Source organism: Curtobacterium sp. 179-B 9B NHS (assembly GCF_045370965.1).
Taxonomy (GTDB): domain Bacteria; phylum Actinomycetota; class Actinomycetes; order Actinomycetales; family Microbacteriaceae; genus Curtobacterium.
Window position 1 is genome coordinate 62,607 of sequence record NZ_JBIQDQ010000001.1, and the last position, 17,251, is coordinate 79,857.

Annotated in this window: 15 protein-coding genes; 10 read left to right on the plus strand and 5 right to left on the minus strand. The window is 71.9% G+C overall.

Going from position 1 to position 17,251, the window contains the following annotated elements; genetic code table 11:
* The first annotated feature begins 78 nt into the window (after positions 1-78).
* Positions 79-966, plus strand: a complete 888-nt coding sequence (locus ACH0A8_RS00340) for an SDR family oxidoreductase (protein WP_209683922.1) — start codon at positions 79-81, stop codon at positions 964-966.
* An 83-nt stretch (positions 967-1,049) separates the two neighbouring features.
* Positions 1,050-1,433: a hypothetical protein gene (locus ACH0A8_RS00345; RefSeq protein WP_406906059.1), complete on the plus strand. Its 384-nt coding sequence runs from the start codon at positions 1,050-1,052 to the stop codon at positions 1,431-1,433.
* A gap of 190 nt (positions 1,434-1,623) precedes the next feature.
* Here the strand turns inward: ACH0A8_RS00345 and ACH0A8_RS00350 are convergent, their stop codons facing one another.
* Genes ACH0A8_RS00350 through ACH0A8_RS00360 form a run of 3 tightly spaced genes read right to left on the minus strand, consistent with a single transcriptional unit; the run spans position 1,624 to position 6,470 of the window.
* Positions 1,624-3,150 carry a glyceraldehyde-3-phosphate dehydrogenase gene (locus ACH0A8_RS00350; protein WP_066652317.1) on the minus strand — a complete coding sequence of 509 codons (1,527 nt, stop codon included), beginning with the start codon at positions 3,148-3,150 and terminating at the stop codon, positions 1,624-1,626.
* The gene (locus ACH0A8_RS00355) at positions 3,150-5,009 is read right to left on the minus strand and encodes a phosphoenolpyruvate carboxykinase (GTP) (protein ID WP_209683918.1); all 1,860 of its coding nucleotides are present in this window, start codon (positions 5,007-5,009) and stop codon (positions 3,150-3,152) included. The genes ACH0A8_RS00350 and ACH0A8_RS00355 overlap by 1 nt, the downstream gene beginning before the upstream one ends.
* Positions 5,010-5,033: 24 nt before the next feature.
* A complete protein-coding gene (locus ACH0A8_RS00360) occupies positions 5,034-6,470 on the minus strand; it encodes a cation:dicarboxylate symporter family transporter (protein ID WP_406906062.1) in 1,437 nt (478 codons plus the stop codon).
* 190 nt (positions 6,471-6,660) lie between these two features.
* Between ACH0A8_RS00360 and ACH0A8_RS00365 the strand changes: the two genes are divergently transcribed.
* Positions 6,661-8,322: an ATP-binding protein gene (locus tag ACH0A8_RS00365; protein WP_406906064.1), complete on the plus strand. Its 1,662-nt coding sequence runs from the start codon at positions 6,661-6,663 to the stop codon at positions 8,320-8,322.
* Entirely contained in the window at positions 8,319-8,999 is a 681-nt protein-coding gene (locus ACH0A8_RS00370; RefSeq protein WP_326495588.1) for a response regulator, read from the plus strand. The genes ACH0A8_RS00365 and ACH0A8_RS00370 overlap by 4 nt, the downstream gene beginning before the upstream one ends.
* A 157-nt stretch (positions 9,000-9,156) precedes the next feature.
* On the opposite strand, the gene ACH0A8_RS00375 is transcribed toward ACH0A8_RS00370, so the two are convergent.
* Positions 9,157-9,666, minus strand: a complete 510-nt coding sequence (locus ACH0A8_RS00375; protein WP_066652328.1) for a BLUF domain-containing protein — start codon at positions 9,664-9,666, stop codon at positions 9,157-9,159.
* Between the two features lie 103 nt (positions 9,667-9,769).
* Here ACH0A8_RS00375 and ACH0A8_RS00380 point away from each other — a divergent pair, with 103 nt between their 5' ends.
* From ACH0A8_RS00380 to ACH0A8_RS00405, 6 genes are all read left to right on the plus strand, one after another.
* Positions 9,770-10,072, plus strand: a complete 303-nt coding sequence (locus ACH0A8_RS00380) for a hypothetical protein (RefSeq protein WP_066652329.1) — start codon at positions 9,770-9,772, stop codon at positions 10,070-10,072.
* Positions 10,073-10,183: 111 nt separating this feature from the next.
* Complete coding sequence (locus tag ACH0A8_RS00385) at positions 10,184-11,245, plus strand: LacI family DNA-binding transcriptional regulator (RefSeq protein WP_406906066.1); 1,062 nt, start codon at positions 10,184-10,186, stop codon at positions 11,243-11,245.
* 89 nt (positions 11,246-11,334) lie between these two features.
* On the plus strand, positions 11,335-12,654 hold the full coding sequence (locus ACH0A8_RS00390) for an ABC transporter substrate-binding protein (RefSeq protein ID WP_066652332.1): 1,320 nt from the start codon (positions 11,335-11,337) through the stop codon (positions 12,652-12,654).
* 103 nt (positions 12,655-12,757) lie between these two features.
* A complete protein-coding gene (locus tag ACH0A8_RS00395; RefSeq protein ID WP_066652333.1) occupies positions 12,758-13,750 on the plus strand; it encodes a carbohydrate ABC transporter permease in 993 nt (330 codons plus the stop codon).
* The gene (locus ACH0A8_RS00400; RefSeq protein ID WP_209683910.1) at positions 13,747-14,691 is read left to right on the plus strand and encodes a carbohydrate ABC transporter permease; all 945 of its coding nucleotides are present in this window, start codon (positions 13,747-13,749) and stop codon (positions 14,689-14,691) included. The genes ACH0A8_RS00395 and ACH0A8_RS00400 overlap by 4 nt, the downstream gene beginning before the upstream one ends.
* Entirely contained in the window at positions 14,688-16,247 is a 1,560-nt protein-coding gene (locus tag ACH0A8_RS00405; protein ID WP_406906069.1) for a glycoside hydrolase family 32 protein, read from the plus strand. The genes ACH0A8_RS00400 and ACH0A8_RS00405 overlap by 4 nt, the downstream gene beginning before the upstream one ends.
* Before the next feature lie 70 nt (positions 16,248-16,317).
* Here ACH0A8_RS00405 and ACH0A8_RS00410 read toward each other — a convergent pair whose 3' ends face one another.
* Entirely contained in the window at positions 16,318-17,175 is an 858-nt protein-coding gene (locus tag ACH0A8_RS00410) for a formate/nitrite transporter family protein (protein WP_400339692.1), read from the minus strand.
* Positions 17,176-17,251 lie beyond the last annotated feature (76 nt).

Sequence of the window (17,251 nt, forward strand, 5' to 3'; positions counted from 1 at the left end):
GGTCGCATCAGGTGTACGGTGACGATACCAAGTCTCATAACACGAGCGGTGTCGCATCGGCACCGGACGGGAGTCACCATGCACGTCTTCATCACCGGCGCGTCGGGTTGGATCGGCAGCGTCCTCACCCGCGACCTCGTTGCGCACGGACACGACGTCGTCGGGCTCGCCCGCTCCGCCTCCTCCGCCGAGCGCATCCGGGCCGCCGGCGCCGAGGCGGTGCGCGGCGAGATGGCCGACCACGCGCTCATCGTCGAGCAGGCCACCCGGGCCGATGCGACGGCGCACCTCGCGTTCACGCTCGACTTCGACGCGTTCGACGAGGCGATCGACAACGAGGTCGCGCTGTTCGACACGCTCGGTGACGCGCTGGCCGGCAGCGGGAAGGCCCTGTTCGCCGCTTCGGGCACCCCGACGACCCCGCGCGGCACGGCGACCGAGGGCGACCCGCTCGATCCTGACGGCCCGGCTGGTGCCCGTGCGCGCACGGCTGCTGCGGTCCTCGGGCTAGCCGACCGGGGCATCCGCGCCGGGCTGGTGCGGATGCCCCGGACGGTGCACGGCGTGGGGGACCGGAACGGGCTCGTCGCCGCACTCGTGCAGCTCGACCGACAGCTCGGCGCGGCTGCGTACGTCGGTGACGGATCGAACCGGTGGCCGGCGGTGCACGTCGGCGACGCAGCCCGTCTGTTCCGGCGAGCGCTCGAGAGCGCTCCGGCAGGGTCCGTCCTGCACGCCGTCGCCGAGGAGGGGGTCCCGATGCGCGCGGTCGCCGAGTCGATCAGCAGGCAGACCGGCATGCCGGCACAGCCGGTCGACGCGACGACACTCGGGGTGTTCGGTGCGCTGCTCGGCGGCGACCAGCCCGCGTCGAGCGCTCGGACGCGCGCGCTCCTCGGCTGGGAGCCGACGGGCCCGACCCTGCTCGAGGACCTCGACGCCGGGCACTACACGCAGGCCGCATGACGCGACGGTCCCGACGGACGAGGCACCGCCGATCGGCCCTTGCTCGACGAAGCGTCCGGCGCCCAGCGCGCTAGGGTCGGCGCATGGGGCTTCGGGGGCGGGACCGGTCGCGGCAGGTCAACGTCCGGGCCCTCCTCGCGATCGCACTGATCGTCCTGTGGGGCATCGTGCTCGTGGCGACCGGCGTCTTCGATCCCGCTCGCCAGACCCCGCCCTCCCAGTTCGACCACGACGACGGCATGCTCCCGCCCACAGCAGCCGATCGTCGGACCTCTGCCGTCCAGGCTGCCGCGCTGATCGGGTCCTTGCCCGTCGCCGTCCTCGCCCTCTGCATCGCGGCGAGCTCGCTCCGCGTCTGGCGCGAACAGGTGTCGGCGGTCGTCGCGACCGGTCTCGCCAGCCTCGCCGCGCTGGCCGCCATCGGCCTCGCCTGGATCGGCGTCGGCACCGTCGTCTTCTTCACCTAGCCGGTGCAGGTGACGGCACCGACGTCGGGGGAGACGGCACCGACGTCGCGTCCCGAGCGGTCGACGTGGCACGGCGATCGTGCCGGTCGTCCGCAGGCCGGCTGACGGACCGGCACCGCGACGACGGACTGGAGGCGCGGATCACCGTCGCCGGTCGGCGTCCGGTGGTCCGCGCCTCCCGTCCGCCCCGTCAGGACGACAGGTGCGCTGCCGCACGGACCGGACGGAGTGCGTGACCGGCGGGCGACGCCGCCCGCCGGCCGCCGGCCATCTCCTGCAGGACCCGGTGCACCTGTCGGCTGTAGCCGGACTCGTTGTCGTACCAGACGTACAGCACCGCGTGCTCGGACCCGTCCGCGATCGTCGCGAGCCCGTCCACGATGCCCGCCCGCCGACTGCCGAGCAGGTCCGTCGAGACGACCTCCGGCGACTCGACGTAGTCGATCTGCCGCCGGAGCGGCGAGGTGAGCGAGGCGTCCCGGAGCACCCCGTTCAGCTCGTCGCGTCCGACCGGGTGACCGAGCGTCAGGTGGATGACCGCGAGCGAGACGTTCGGCGTGGGGACGCGGACGGCGCTGCCGGTGAGCCGGCCGCGGAGTTCGGGCAGTGCCTTCTCGGCGGCCTTCGCTGCGCCGGTCGCGGTGATCACCATGTTCAGGCCCGCCGCCCGCCCTCGCCGGTCGGCGGGGTGGTAGTTGTCGACCAGGTTCTGGTCGTTCGTGGCGGAGTGCACGGTCTCGACGTGCCCGTGGACGATGCCCCAGGCGTCGGACACGACCTTGAGCACCGGGACGATCGCGTTCGTCGTGCACGAGGCGGCACTCACGACCGGGTCGTCGCCGATGCCGTCGTGGTTGATGCCGTGCACCACGTTCGGTACGTCGCCCTTCCCCGGCGCGGTGAGCAGCACGCGGGCCGCTCCGGGGGCGAGGAGGTGCTGCCCGAGCCCCTCGGCGTCGCGCCAGCGACCGGTGGTGTCGACGACGATCGCGTCCTCGATGCCGTGCGCGCGGTAGTCGACGGCGTCGGGGGAGTCGGCCGAGACGAACTGCACGAGGGTGCCGTTCGCGGTGATGGTGTCGTGCTCGGTGTCGACGGTCACCGTGCCGGCGAAGGGGCCGTGGATCGAGTCCCGGCGGAGCAGGCTCGCCCGCTTGACCAGGTCGCCGGGCCCGCGACGGCGGACGACGACGGCACGCAGGGCGAGCGGGGCGTGCTCCCCGGCGCGTTCGAGCAGGATCCGGGCGAGCATCCGACCGATCCGCCCGAACCCGTACAGCACGACGTCGCGCGGGGCGTCGCGGTGCGGTCCGTCCGCCGTGCCGCGGTGCAGGAAGAACTCGTCGGTGAGGAACTCGCGCAGGGTGCTGCCGAGGCGGTCACGTCGGTGGCGGGACGCGAGGTCGCCGAGGTCCACCGACACCGACGACAGTGCCATCGTGTCGAGCTCGGTCAGGATCGCCAGGCTCGTTGCGACCGGCAGTTCGGTCTCGTCGACCCGGCGGCTCGACCGGTGCGCCTTGACGATCCCGATCGGGGACTGCCCCACCAGGGGACGGCCGTGGACGGACGGCACGACGTCGTCCCGCCGGTACAGCCGTCCGATGAGCGGCACCATCGCCTCGGCGGCAGCGAGCTTCTCGTCCCACACCCGCTGCAGGCGCGCACGCTCGGCGGCGGTGGACACCCCGGTCGTGGTCGGGGCGCCGGACGGCATCAGGCGACCTGCCGGACGTCGGCCGTGGCGTGCAGGGCCGCGCGACGCTCGTCGAGGATCGCGGTGAGCACCGGGGGCGTGCGGTCGCCGAACCCGGCGAGGAACTCCTCGGTCAGGTCGCACTCCTCGAGCCACGGCCCGGGGTCGACGGCGAAGAGGGCCTCGAGCTGTGCGGCGGTGACGTCGAGCCCGTGCACGTCCAGGTCGTCCAGGTCGGGGAGGAGGCCGACCGGGCTCTCGACCGCCGGCACGGTGCCCTCGACGCGGCGCGCGATCCACTCGAGCACGCGGGCGTTCTCGCGGAAGCCCGGCCACAGGAAGGCGCCGTCCTCGCCCCGCCGGAACCAGTTGACCTGGAACACCGCCGGTGCCCCGGCGCCGAGGCGCTCGCCGATCCGGAGCCAGTGCGCCCAGTGGTCGGCCATGTCGTAGCCGCAGAACGGCAGCATCGCGAAGGGGTCGCGGCGGAGCTCCCCGACGGTGCCCTCGGCTGCGGCGGTCCGCTCGGACGACACCGTCGCACCCATGAACACGCCCTCGGCCCAGGTCGACGCCTGCGCCACGAGCGGGACGTTCGTCGACCGACGACCGCCGAACACGACGGCGTCGACGGCGACGCTGCGCTCCCACCCGTCGGCGAGCGTCGGGACCCGGTCGAGCGCCACCGTGAACCGGGCGTTCGGGTGCGCGGCCGGAGTGCCGCTCGCCGGTGTCCAGTCGGCGCCGGTCCAGTCGACCAGGTGCGCGGGCGGTTCGGGGGTGAGGCCCTCCCACCAGACGTCGCCGTCGTCCGTGAGCGCGACGTTCGTGAAGATCGTGTCCGCGGCGATCGTCTCGACCGCGACGGGGTTCGTGTCGGGGCCGGTCCCCGGTGCGACGCCGAACAGCCCGGCCTCCGGGTTGATCGCGTGCAGTCGTCCGTCGGCACCCGGGCGGAGCCAGGCGATGTCGTCGCCGATCGTCTCGACGGACCACCCGGGCAGGGCCGGCTGCAGCATCGCGAGGTTGGTCTTGCCGCAGGCCGAGGGGAACGCGGCGGCGACGTGGACGGCCCGGCCCTCGGGCGAGGTGAGCCGGACGAGCAGCATGTGCTCGGCGAGCCACCCCTCGTCACGACCCATCACCGAGGCGATCCGGAGCGCGAAGCACTTCTTGGCGAGCAGGGCGTTGCCGCCGTAGCCCGAGCCGTACGACCAGACCTCGCGGGTCTCCGGGAACTGCACGATGTACTTCGTCGCGTTGCAGGGCCAGGACAAGTCCGGCTGCGGGACGCCCTGGTCGTCGCGGAGCGGATGCCCGACGCTGTGCACGGTCGCGACCCACGGCACGCCGGCGTCGATCGCGCGGAGCACGTCCGCCCCGAGCCGGGTCGTCCTGCCCATGCTGAGGACGACGTAGGCCGAGTCGGTCACCTCGACGCCGAGCTGCGAGATCGGGCCGCCCACCGGTCCCATCGAGAACGGCACGACGTACATCGTGCGGCCGCGCATGCTCCCGGCGAACCGCTCGTCGAGCTCGGCGCGCATCGCGACCGGTTCCCGCCAGTGGTTCGTCGGACCGGCGTCTTCGGGCGTGCGGGAGCAGGTGAACGTGCGCCCCTCGACCCGGGCGACGTCGTCCGGGTCCGACCGGGCGAGGTAGCTGTTCGGTCGGCGTTCCGGGTCGAGGGCGATCAGCTTGCCCTCGTCGACGAGCTGCTGCGTCAGGCGGGCGGTCTCGTCGGCTGACCCGTCGCACCAGACGACCTGGTCCGGGCAGGTGAGGGACGCGATCCGGGCGACCCACGCCTCCAGGGCGACGCGGGGCGAGCCGGGCACGGTGTGCGGTGCGGGACTCGTGTGGTTGGGGTTCGTGATCATCGTCGATCTCCTCGTGACGGGGGACTACCGGCGGGTGGCGGTCGAGCCCTCGGGCTCGACGATGGTGCGAACGGCCGCGGTCGAGATCCGCTCGTCGGTGGCGGGAGCGGAGCCGGGACCGTCTGCGCGAGCCGACGCGCCGTGGTCGTCGGCGGACATCGTCCGCTCGTCGAACGGCGCCGCACCGGACAGCACCCGCTCGACCTGCTGCTTGTCGATCTGCTTCGTCCACGTCCCGACCAGCACCGTGGCCACGGCGTTCCCGGTGAAGTTCGTCAGCGCGCGGGCCTCGGACATGAACCGGTCGATGCCGACGATCAGGCCGACGCCGTCGACCAGGTCCGGGCGGTGCGCCTGCAGGCCGCCGGCGAGGGTGGCGAGTCCGGCACCGGTCACCCCGGCAGCGCCCTTCGACGCGATGATCATGAAGACCAGGAGCGAGATCTGCTCGGGGATGTTCAGCGGCGTGCCGAGGGCGTTCGCGATGAACAGCGAGGACATCGTCAGGTAGATCGCGGTGCCGTCGAGGTTGAACGAGTACCCGGTCGGCACCGTGACGCCGACGACGGGCTTCGAGACGCCGAGGTGCTCCATCTTCGCGATGAGCCGCGGGAGGCTGACCTCGCTGGAGGACGTCGACACGATGAGCAGGTACTCGCGGCCGAGGTACTTCATGAGCCGGAAGATGTTGACGCCGGTCACGACGCGGAGCAGGACACCGAGGACGCCGACGACGAACACGATGCAGGTGATGTAGAACGCGACCATGAGGGTCCCGAGCGCGACGAGCGCCGCGACGCCGGTGGCACCGACCACCGCTGCGATGGCCCCGAAGGCGCCGATCGGGGCGGCCCACATCACCATCGCGAGGATGCGGAACACCAGGGCCTGCAGGTGTCGGATGCCGGTGAGGATCGGCGCACCCTTCTCGCCCATCGCCTGCAGCGCGAAGCCGACGAGCAGCGCGACGAACAGGGTCTGCAGGATGCTGCCGCTCGTCAGGGACGACACGAGCGTCGCGGGGATGATCCCGAGCAGGAACCCGGACGTCGAGGACGCGCTCTCCTCGGTGCCGGCGGGCAGCTCATACGTCGCCTTCGACATGTCGAGCTGGTCGCCGGGGTGGATGAGGTTGCCGACGACGAGGCCGATCGCCAGGGCGAACGTCGACATCGCGACGAAGTAGCCGAGCGCCAACCCGCCGACCTTGCCGACCGTCGCCGCCTTCGCGATGGAGCCGACGCCGAGCACGATCGTGCAGAAGATGACCGGCGCGATCATCATCTTGATCAGCGCGATGAAGCCGTCGCCGATCGGCTTGAGTCCGACGGCGAAGTCGGGGGCCGTCAGGCCGACCACGATGCCGGCGAGCACGGCCACGATGACCGCGATGTAGAGCCAGTGCGAGCGATCCAGACCGCGTCGCCGTGGGCGGGCGGTGGTCGAGTGCGTCGATGCCATGCGACTTCCTTGTCGTCAGGATCAGGAGCGGCGTCGCTCCGGTCGGTTCGTCCTCGGGGGAACGGACACACCCTCGCGCGGAGCGACCCGCGGCGGCGACTTGTGTTCACAACGTTCACGGGGAGGCTGCGCGGACGGGCCCCCGTGCGCGAGGATGGGTCGTCCCGCAACGGAGCGAGGAGGCAGCTCAGTGGTACCCCGTCGGTGGAGCATCGCCGCGCGACTCTTCGCGCTGCAGCTGCTGTTCGTCGTGGTCGGGGTGGCGGTCGGTGGCGTCTGGAGCTGGACCTCGGCGCGAGCCGACCTCGAGGCGGACGCGGCCGAGAAGTCCACCGCCGTCGCGGTGTCGATCGCCCGGAACCCGTTCGTGGTCCAGCAGGCGACCACCGCGGACCCGTCCGAGCGCCTCGAGCCGTACGCGCTCGACCTGATGCGCCGCACCCACACGGACTTCATCACGATCATGGCGCCCGACCGGACCCGGTGGACGCACCCCGACCGGTCGGAGCTCGGCCGGCCGTTCCGCGGTACGGTCCAGCCGGCGCTCGACGGCCGGACCTTCACCGAGACCTCCACCGGGACGCTCGGCCCCTCGGTGCGGGCCGTCACGCCGATCACCGACGACGACGGCCGGATCGTCGGGCTGGTCGCCGCCGGGGTCACCGTGGCGAACATCTCGAGTGCCCTCGTGCCGCGACTCACGTCGGTCGTCCTGCTCGGCCTGGCGGTGGTCGCGGTGTCCGCGTTGTTCTCGTGGTTGCTCAGCCGGTACCTCGGTCGGGTCACCGCGGGACGGGGCCCGGAGGAGCTCGCGCGGGTCTTCGCGTCCTACGAGGGCGTGCTCCACTTGGTGCACGAGGGGCTCGTGGTCGTCGACCGGTCGGGGGCGGTCGTCCTGCACAACGACCGTGCGGCGGAGCTGCTGCACCTGCCGGCGCCGGCCGAACGCCAGGATCCGGTGCCGCTGGCGGCGCTCGACGTGCCGGACGCCCTCCGGACCCTGCTCGCATCGGGTGACCGTGCCGTGGACGAGACGTACCCCACGAGCGACCGGGTGCTCGTGGTCAACCAGGAGATGGCGTTCCCGCGGGGGGCGACCCGGCCGGTCGGCACCGTCGCGACCATCCGCGACCAGACCGACCTGCTGCACCTGTCCGGCGAGCTCGCCGCCACCAGGACGCTCACCGATGCGCTGCGCTCGCAGACGCACGAGTTCGCCAACCGCCTGCACACCGTCGTCGCGCTGCTGGAGCTCGGTCGGGTCGACGAGGCGATCCGGTTCGCCGCACACGAGATCGACCGGCACAGCGAGGTCGAGCGGCACGGCGAGACCGACCGGCGCAGCGGGACCGACGCGTCCGGCGAGAGCGACCCGTGCGCCGACCCGGCGCACACCGAGCCCGAGGTGCTCGACGCCCTCCTCGCCGCCAAGCGGGCACAGGCGGGCGAGCGCGGCGTCGACCTGGTCGCCGACACGAGCGGACTGCTCGGCCCCGTCCCGGCCGCACCCGCCGACGTGGTCACCGTGCTCGGCAACCTCGTGGACAACGCCGTCGACGCCGTCGCCGGTTCCCCGCAGGGCCCGGACCGCGGCCGCGTCGAGGTCGTCGTCGCCGCAGCCGGCGGGACCGTCCGGCTCGTCGTCCGCGACGACGGACCGGGCATCGCCGACGTCGACGCCGTCTACGAGCGCGGGTGGTCGACGAAGCAGTCCGGTCCCGAGGGACGCGGCATCGGCCTCGACCTCGTCCGCGCCACCCTGGCCCGCATCGGCGGTGACGTCGCCGTGACCACGGGACCGGACGGCAGCACGTTCACCGTCGAGATCACCACCGGGCGGGTGCCCTCGTGACCGCGCCCATCCGGGTCCTCATCGTCGAGGACGAGCCGCTGACCGCCGAGGCGCACACGGCCTACGTGTCGCGCCTCGAGGGCTTCGCCGTGGTCGGCACCGTGGGGACCGGTCGGGCGATGCTCGCCGCGGTCGCTGCGGAGCGACCGGACCTCGTGCTGCTCGACCTGAACCTGCCGGACGCCCACGGCCTGCAGCTCGTCCGCACGCTGCGAGCCGCCGGTTCCGCCGTCGACGTCGTCGCGGTGACCGCGGCACACGACGTCCAGGCGGTGCGGAACGCGATCGCCCTCGGGGTCGTGCAGTACCTCGTCAAGCCCTTCAGCTTCCGGTCGTTCGCCGACCGGATGACGTCGTACCGCGAGTTCCGGCGCGGGTTCGAGGACCGTCGTGCCCTCACGCAGGCCGACATCGACCAGCGGCTCGGGACGCTCCGTCCGGTCGCGCCCGCCGACCACGAGAAGGGCATCGCCCCGGAGACGCTCGAGGTGGTGCGCGACGCACTGCTGCAGCGGTCCGACGGTGGTTCGGCATCCGAGGTCGCCGAGGCGACCGGGCTGTCGCGGGTCACCGTCCGGCGGTACCTCGAGCACCTGGCCGCTGCCGGGCAGGTCGCCAAGGACGTCCGCCACCGCGGGCAGGGACGGCCGGAGTACGAGTACCGCTGGTTGCGCTGATCGGCGCGCTGCGGGCGTGTGACGTGCGGCGTACCGGACGGGAGGCACGACGCGTGCCGGCGCGGCACGCTGCGGCCGTGCGCGGTGCCGGACGGGAGGCACGGTGCGGGCCGGCACCGCGCCTCCCGTCCGTGGTCCGGTCGCCCCGGCAGCGGGGTCAGCGTGCGCGGGCCGTGCCCGCGTCCGCACCTGCTCCGGTCCGGTCCTGCCGGAACCACTGCAGGAGCTCCCGCACCGCGGCGAGGTCCGGTGCCCCGCCGTGGTCGTCCGGCAGGAAGTCGAGGTCGTCGAAGGTGGTGCGGTGACCGGGCACCGCGGCGCGCTGCAGGGTGGTCTCGGCCGCGTAGCCCATCGACCAGTCCGGGAACTGCCGTGCGGGCACCTGTTCCTCGAGCAGCACGGTGACCTGGTCGTGGCGCGGGTCCTCGGCGATGTACGCCATCTTCTCGCGGACCGCCGTGGCGGGCCCCTCGAGCAGCTGCAGGAACCGGTGGTCGCGGAACAGCAGCAGGCCGGTCACGCCGGCGCGGGCGTTCGCGCTGCGGGCGTGCGCCAGCAGGTCGTCGAGGTCGTCGAGTCCGAAGCCGACGACCGCGCGGCTGGCGTAGACGAGCGACAGCAGCGCGCCGTCACCCGGGGTCTGCGTCGGTTCCGATGAGGGCTGCACGGGTCCACTCAACCCGCGCGAGCCGAGAGCCGACCCGGTGACCGGGCGGTGACGTCCCCCGGTTCCCTGTGACCGACGTCGTGCCGCTCTCTACGGTGGAGCGATGCGAGAAGAGCTCGAGGCGGTCCTGCAGGCACACCGCGTCACGCCACTGCCCGACGGCGTGGACCGTGCCAGTGCCTGCGACCCGGAGCTGCCGAGCGCGGAGATCGTCGGGTGGGCGACCCTCGTCGTGGCCGGGGTGCCGCTGTCGGCGTCCGAGCAGGACCGGCTCGCGGACACCGCAGCGAACGCGTTCGCCCTGATCGCGGTGCTCCCCGTGGGCGCCCGACCGTACTTCGCCCGGCTCGGGCTGATCGCGACCCTGGCGTCGGCGCTCGCCGTGGGAGCGCCCGCTCCGCGCTAGTCCCTCGCCGCGCCCGCGTCCGCCGAGTGCGTGACTAGGCTCAGCACGTGCGGTCCGCGGGTGGTTCCCGGAAGGGCCGTCGGGCCGGACGGGCAGAGAGCAGGAGACCACGTGGCGCGAGCGACGAGCATCCGCGACGTGGCGGCCGAGGCCGGGGTGTCGATCACGACGGTGTCGCACGCGCTGAGCGGCAAGGGCACCGTGAGTGCCCGGACGCGCCTCCGGGTCGAGGAAGCGGTCGAACGGCTCGGGTACGCGCCGAACCCGATCGCCCGTGCCATGCGGACCGACCGACGGGCGGTCCTGGGGTTCGTGTCCGAGGAGATCGCGTCGACCCCGTACGCGGGCAAGATCATCGTCGGGGCGCAGGCCGAGGCGGCCGCGCACGACCACGTCCTGATGATCGTCGACATCGCAGCCGGGGAGTTCGACGACCCGCGCATCGACGCCCTGATCCAGCGGCAGGTCGACGCGGTGGTGTTCGCCTCGGCGTCGAACCGGGTCATCCGGCTGCCGCGGTCGCTCGACCCGGCCCGGACGGTGCTGCTCGACGCGTTCGACCCCGCTGCTCCGGTGCCGTCGGTGGTGCCCGACGAGCAGGACATCGCCGCGACGGCGGTCCGCGCGTTGCTCGAGGCGGGGCACCGGCGCATCGCGCACCTGACGGTCGAGGGCGCCGGTCCCGCCGTGACCGGCCGGGTCGAGGGGTACGAGCGGACCCTGGTGGAGGCCGGCGGCACCCCCGTGGTGGTCCGCGCGGTCGGCGAGGTCGCGGATGCCGCAGCGGGCTTCCGGGCGGCGACGGAGCTGTTCGGACCGGTACCGGAGGCGGCCGGCGACCGCGCCACCGAGCGCCCGACCGCGGTGTTCGCCTTCAACGACCAGATGGCGATGGGGGTCTACCAGGTCGCGGAGGAGCGGGGCATGCGGATCGGCCGTGACCTGTCGGTCGTCGGCATCGACGACCTGCAGCTCGTGGCCGCCGCCCTGCGTCCGGGCCTGACGACCGTCGCGCTCCCGCACGAGCAGATGGGTCGCGCGGCGGTCCGCCGTGCGCTCGAGCAGACGGGAGCGCTGACCGCACCGCCGACGCCGCGTGCCGGGGTCGAGCGGCTCCGCGGAGAGCTCGTCGTCCGCGACTCGATCGGACCGGTAACCGTTACTCGTTCGTGACCCGCGCCCGTGGCGAGCGGTCGGCCCCTGTGTGATGCTCTTCCTCAACACAAAACGATTTGGGTTTGTGCGAGTGAAAGGTCGAAGTAATGAGGCTTCGTAAGGGCATCGCCGTCGCCGCCGCGCTCGCGGTCGGGACCGGCTTGACGCTGACCGGCTGCAGCGCCGGAGGATCCGCATCGTCCGACGGCACGGTCACGATCTCCGGTGGCTTCACCGGTGCGCAGGCCACGGCGTTCCAGAAGGACCTGGACACGTGGGCCGAGGGCCAGGGCATCACGGTCAAGTACTCGGGCAGCGACAGCTTCCAGACGTCGATCGTCACGCAGGTGAAGGGCGGCCAGGCCCCCGACGTCGCGATCTTCCCCCAGCCCGGCGTGCTCAAGTCCCTCATCAGCCAGGGCATCCAGCCGCTCGACGACCTCGTGGACGTCAAGAGCGTCACCGCGGACGAGGCGAACGGCCTCGCCGACATCGCGAAGGTCAACGGCAAGACGTACGGCCTGCCCTACAACATCAACGTGAAGTCGCTCGTCTGGTACGACCCGGCCGCGTTCGAGGCCAAGGGGTACGAGGTCCCGAAGACCGACGCCGAGCTCACCGCGCTGCAGGAGAAGATCATCAAGGACGGCTCCGGCTACCCGTGGTGCGTCGGCATCGCGTCGCAGGGCTCGAACGGCTGGCCGATGACGGACTGGCTCGAGGAGTACGTGCTCCGCTACGGCGGCCTCGAGAAGTACGACGACTGGATCACCCACGAGGTGAAGTTCGACTCGCCCCTGGTCAAGCAGGCCGCGGGCAAGGTCGAGTCGATGATCTTCGCCGACGGCGCGGTCAACGGCGGCGGCAAGGCCATGGCGTCCACCGACTTCGGCGCGGCGGGCAACAACCTGTTCGTCGACGGCGGCAAGTCGGCCGGGCAGTGCTACATGATGCGCCAGGGCACCTTCATCACCGGCAACTTCCCGGCCGCGATCCAGGAGCAGATCGCGAAGGGCGACACGACGAACGTGAACGCCTTCCCGCTCCCGACGCCCGAGGGTGCCGCGACCTCCGGCACGCTCGGCGGTGGTGACCTGGTCGCCGCGTTCAAGACGGACGACGACACGAAGAAGGTCGTCGACTACCTGGTCGGCAAGGAGTTCGGCACGAACGGCTACGCCAAGAACTGGTCGGCCGCGCTCTCGCCGCACAACGACTTCCCGGCGTCCGAGTACACCAGCCCGTTCCAGAAGGTCGCGCAGCAGGCCGTGAAGGACTCGAAGGTGTTCGGCTTCGACGCCTCCGACCAGATGCCCGGAGCCGTCGGTGCCGGTACCGAGTGGACGAACCTGACGGCCTGGACCGCGGGTCAGCAGTCACTCGACCAGACGCTCAAGGCCATCGACGACTCCTGGCCGTCGCAGTAACACCCTCCACCTGCGCCGTGGCGGTGCCGACCGGCGCCGCCACGGCCGTCGGCGCCTGCACGCCGCGACGACACACCCCGACAACGAAGTGAGGTGACCCCTCGTGCAGCAAGTCCTCAGCGTCCTCGTCTCCGTCATCGGCGGACTGGCCGTCTCGTTCCTGATCTACCTCGGGCTGAACTTCCTGGTCTCGAAGACGCACGGCAAGTGGCACGGCCGACTGCTGCCCTACGTCTTCATCGGGCCGGTCCTGCTCCTCCTGCTCGTCTTCCTGGTCGTCCCGACGGTGCAGACGGTCATCCAGAGCCTGCAGAAGACGGACCAGTACGGGCTGACGTCCTTCGGCGGCCTCGACAACTACGTCTCGCTCTTCTCGACGCCGTCGTTCCTGTCGACCCTGTTCAACAACCTGCTCTGGATCATCGTCGTCCCGGCGGTGGTGGTCGTGATCGGCCTGCTCGTGGCGACCCTGGCGGACCGCCTCGGGCCGAAGCGCGAGAAGACGTTCAAGTCCCTGATCTTCCTGCCGATGTCGGTGAGCTTCATCGCGGCCGCGTCGATGTGGTCGTTCGTGTACGCGTACAACGCACCGGGACAGCCCCAGGTCGGACTGCTCAACGGCATCTGGACCGCGATCACGCACCAGAACCCGATCCCGTGGCTGCAGAACGACTTCCTGCGCATGAACAGCTTCCTGCTCATGGCGGTCGTGATCTGGCTGAACGCCGGCTACGCGATGGTCCTGCTCTCCGCGGCGATCAAGGCCGTGCCCGAGGAGACGATCGAGGCGGCACGCATCGACGGTGCCAGCGAGCGGCAGGCGTTCTTCCGTGTGATCGCTCCCCAGATCCGCACGACCATCATCGCCGTCGGCATCACGGTCCTCATCACGGTGATGAAGATCTTCGACATCGTCTTCGCGATGACCAACGGGCAGTTCGACACGAACGTGCTCGGCGTCGAGTTCTACTCGCAGTTCTTCGCGTTCAACAACCCCGGGAAGGCGTCCGCCGTGGTCGTCATCCTCATCCTCGCCGTGGTGCCCGTCATCGTGTACCAGGTGCGGACCTACCGCGAACAGGAGGCCCTCCGATGACCGAGATCGTCCCGGTGGCCGGAGCCCCGGAGATCGTCGCGACGAAGCGCGAACGGGTCACGAAGACCAGCGCCGAGCAGCGTCCCCGCGTCCTGCTGAGCATCGTCATGGGCGTCATCGCCGTGCTCTGGATGGTGCCGGCGATCGGCCTGCTCGTCACGAGCTTCCGCACGACGACCGCCGCCCAGAGCACCGGGTGGTGGACCGTCTTCGGGAACCTGTTCGGTACGGAGTGGACCCTCGACAACTACTCGAACGCGCTGACGGGGGCGACCTCGGGGACCGGGCAGAGCCTGGCGGCCGAGTTCCTCAACAGCGTCGCCGTCGCGGTCCCGGCCACGATCCTGCCGCTCATGATCTCCGCGTTCGCGGCCTACGCGTTCACGTTCCTGCAGTTCCGGTTCAAGGAGTTCTACTTCGCGGTCATCGTCGGGCTGCTCGTGGTGCCCGTGCAGATCTCGCTGATCCCGGTCCTGCAGCTGTACAAGACGATCACGCAGGCGACCGGGCTGCAGATCACCGGCACCTTCCCGGCGGCGTGGATCGTGCACTCGGCGTTCGCGCTCCCGCTCTGCATCTACATCCTGCGGAACTACATGTCGACGCTCCCCGTCGCGCTCATCGAGGCCGCCCGCGTCGACGGCGCGTCGCACTTCCAGATCTTCTGGCGGCTCGCGGTCCCGATGTCGGTGCCGGCGCTGGCGTCGTTCGCGATCTTCCAGTTCCTCTGGGTCTGGAACGACTACCTCGTCGCGTACATCTTCATCGGCAACACGAACCCCGTGCTGCAGCAGGGCCTGCTCGGGCTGCTCGGACAGTACGGGTCGGGCTGGAACCTGGTCGCGGCCGGCTCGTTCATCGTGCTGATCGTGCCCCTCGTGGTGTTCCTGTCGCTCCAGCGCTTCTTCGTCCGTGGCCTCACCGCGGGGTCGGTCAAGTGAGCACGGAGACGGCGACGCAGTCCGACGCGCCGGAGACGGAGCGCAGCCGGACCGAGCCAGCGACGGACGGCGCCACGATCCGGCGCCCGCGGCGGCACTTCACGCCCGCCCGCAACTGGATGAACGACCCGAACGGCCTGGTCGTCCACGACGGCCGGTACCACCTCTACTTCCAGCACAACCCGGACGGGATCGACCACGGCACGGTCGGCTGGGGGCACGCGTCGAGCACCGACCTGCTCACGTGGACCGAGCACGAGGTGGCGCTCGAGGCCGACGCGGACGGGCAGGTCTTCTCGGGCTCCGTGGTGTTCGACGCGGAGAACACGAGCGGGCTCGGATCGGCCGAGCAGCCGCCGCTGGTCGCGATCTGGACGCAGGCCGCCGAGACCGAGCAGTCGCAGGCCCTCGCCTCCAGCACCGACGGCGGGTACCGGTGGCGGAAGTACCCGGGGAACCCGGTGCTGCGCCGCGGCTCCGCCGACTTCCGCGACCCGAAGGTGTTCCGGTACGAGGGAACGGACGGCCCCTGCTGGATCATGGTCGCCGTCGAGGCCCAGGACCGCCAGGTGCTCGTGCACCGGTCGACCGACCTGCGCACCTGGACCCTCGTGTCGACCTACGGTCCCGCCGGTCCGGTCGGTGGCGTCTGGGAGTGCCCGGACCTCTTCCCCCTCACCGTCGACGGCGACCCCGACCGCGTGGTCTGGGTGCTGCTGGTCAGCCTCAACCCCGGCGGGGTCGCGGGCGGATCCGGCACGCACGTCGTGCTCGGGCAGTTCGACGGGGAGCGGTTCGTCCCGGACGAGCCGCTCCCCGCCGAGACCCGGTCGCCGGACGGGTCCTGGCGGCAGCAGTCCACCGAGGAGCTCGCGACGTACCGCTGGCTCGACCACGGTCCCGACTCGTACGCCGGCGTGACCTTCTCCGGTACGGGCCTCCGAGACCGGACGCTCGTCGCGTGGATGGACAACTGGGACTACGCGAAGGACCTGCCGACCACGCCGTGGCGCGGCGCGATGACCGCTGCTCGGGCCCTCGGCCTGACCGAGCGGGACGGACGCCTCGAGCTGGTGCAGCGGATCGTCGGCCCGACCGGTGCCGTGGACACGGTGCTCCGTCACGACGACGACGCGGCGAGCACCCACGAGCTCCCGGGACTCGTCCGCGTCGAGGTCGTGATCACGCTGCGCGGACCCGACGGTGTGGTCCGGTTGGAGCTCGACGACGCCGACGGCCGACGTCGGCTCGGCCTGCGCTACGACGCCGCCGACGCCTCGCTCCGGCTCGACCGTCCCGCCGTGCCGGGGCTCCCGGCGTCGTTCGGACGGCACGTGGCGTCGACGGTGCGACCGGAGGGCGACCGCGTCGCGCTCACCCTGTGGTTCGACGAGTCGTCGGTCGAGGTCTCGTCGGGTGCCGGCACCGGCTCGATGACGGCGCTGCTCGCCGGGTCGGCGACCGACGCACGCCGTCGCCTGCTGGTGGACCCCGGGCCGCACGCGGTCACCGTGACGGCATCCGCCGACGCGGACGAGGTGACCCCGGTCGGCTGACCCGACGCCGTACCGGACGGGAGGCCCGTGGCGACGCCGCCACGGGCCTCCCGTCCGGCACCCGGTCCGGTCAGCGCGCGGTGCCCCGCTCCTGCTCGCCCGTCGCACGGTCCGGTGCGTCCGGCGCGTCGCGCCGTCGACCGCGCAGCAGGTCCGCCGACCGGATGAGGCGCAGCGACGTCACCAGCACGACACCGCCGAGCACGTTGAACACGAGCACGTAGCCGAACCAGGCGGCCCACTGGCCGTACGTGATCGACGCCCCCGCCTGGATGGCGCCGAAGACCAGCAGCGAGTCCAGGATCGAGTGGAAGAGCTGCAGACCGGCCAGCAGGAAGCCACCGGCGATCGCCGCGACGAGCTTCGCCGGGTCCGAGTCGGTGCCCTGCTGCATGCGGGTCACGAGGGTGATCGTGCTCCCACCGAGCACGGCGAGCACCGCGGTCTGCAGTCCGAAGGGGGCGTCGACGTAGTGCCGGGCGGACTCCTCGAGCACCGTGTGCCACTGCGGGAACGCCTGGACGACGAGCCACATCACGACCCAACCGCCGGCGAGGTTGCTGACCAGCGTCCCCGCCCAGAGCCGGACGAGCTGCCACACCGTGCCCTCCCGGGCGACGAGCGCCACGATCGGCACGAGGAAGTTCTCGGTGAAGAGCTCGCTGTGCGCCAGGTACAGCGCGACGAGCCCGATGCTGAAGGCGAGGCCCGCGAGCAGGTGGCTGTCGGTCTCGTGCAGGACGGCCAGGTACCCCATCACGCCGAGCCCGATCTCCAGGCCGCCGGCGAACCCGGTCGCGAGCACCACCCGCAGGGTCCGCTGCAGGCGTTCGGCCCCCTCGTCGACCACCGCGTCGAAGGACTCCTCGATCTCGTCCTCGACCGGGGCGTCGTTGTCGCCGACCTCGCGGCGTCGTTCGTCCGTCACCGGTCCGACGGTAGCCCCGGGCCCGCTGGGAGCCGACGACGGTGCGGATCGGGGCCCGGCGGACGCGCAGCGGGGT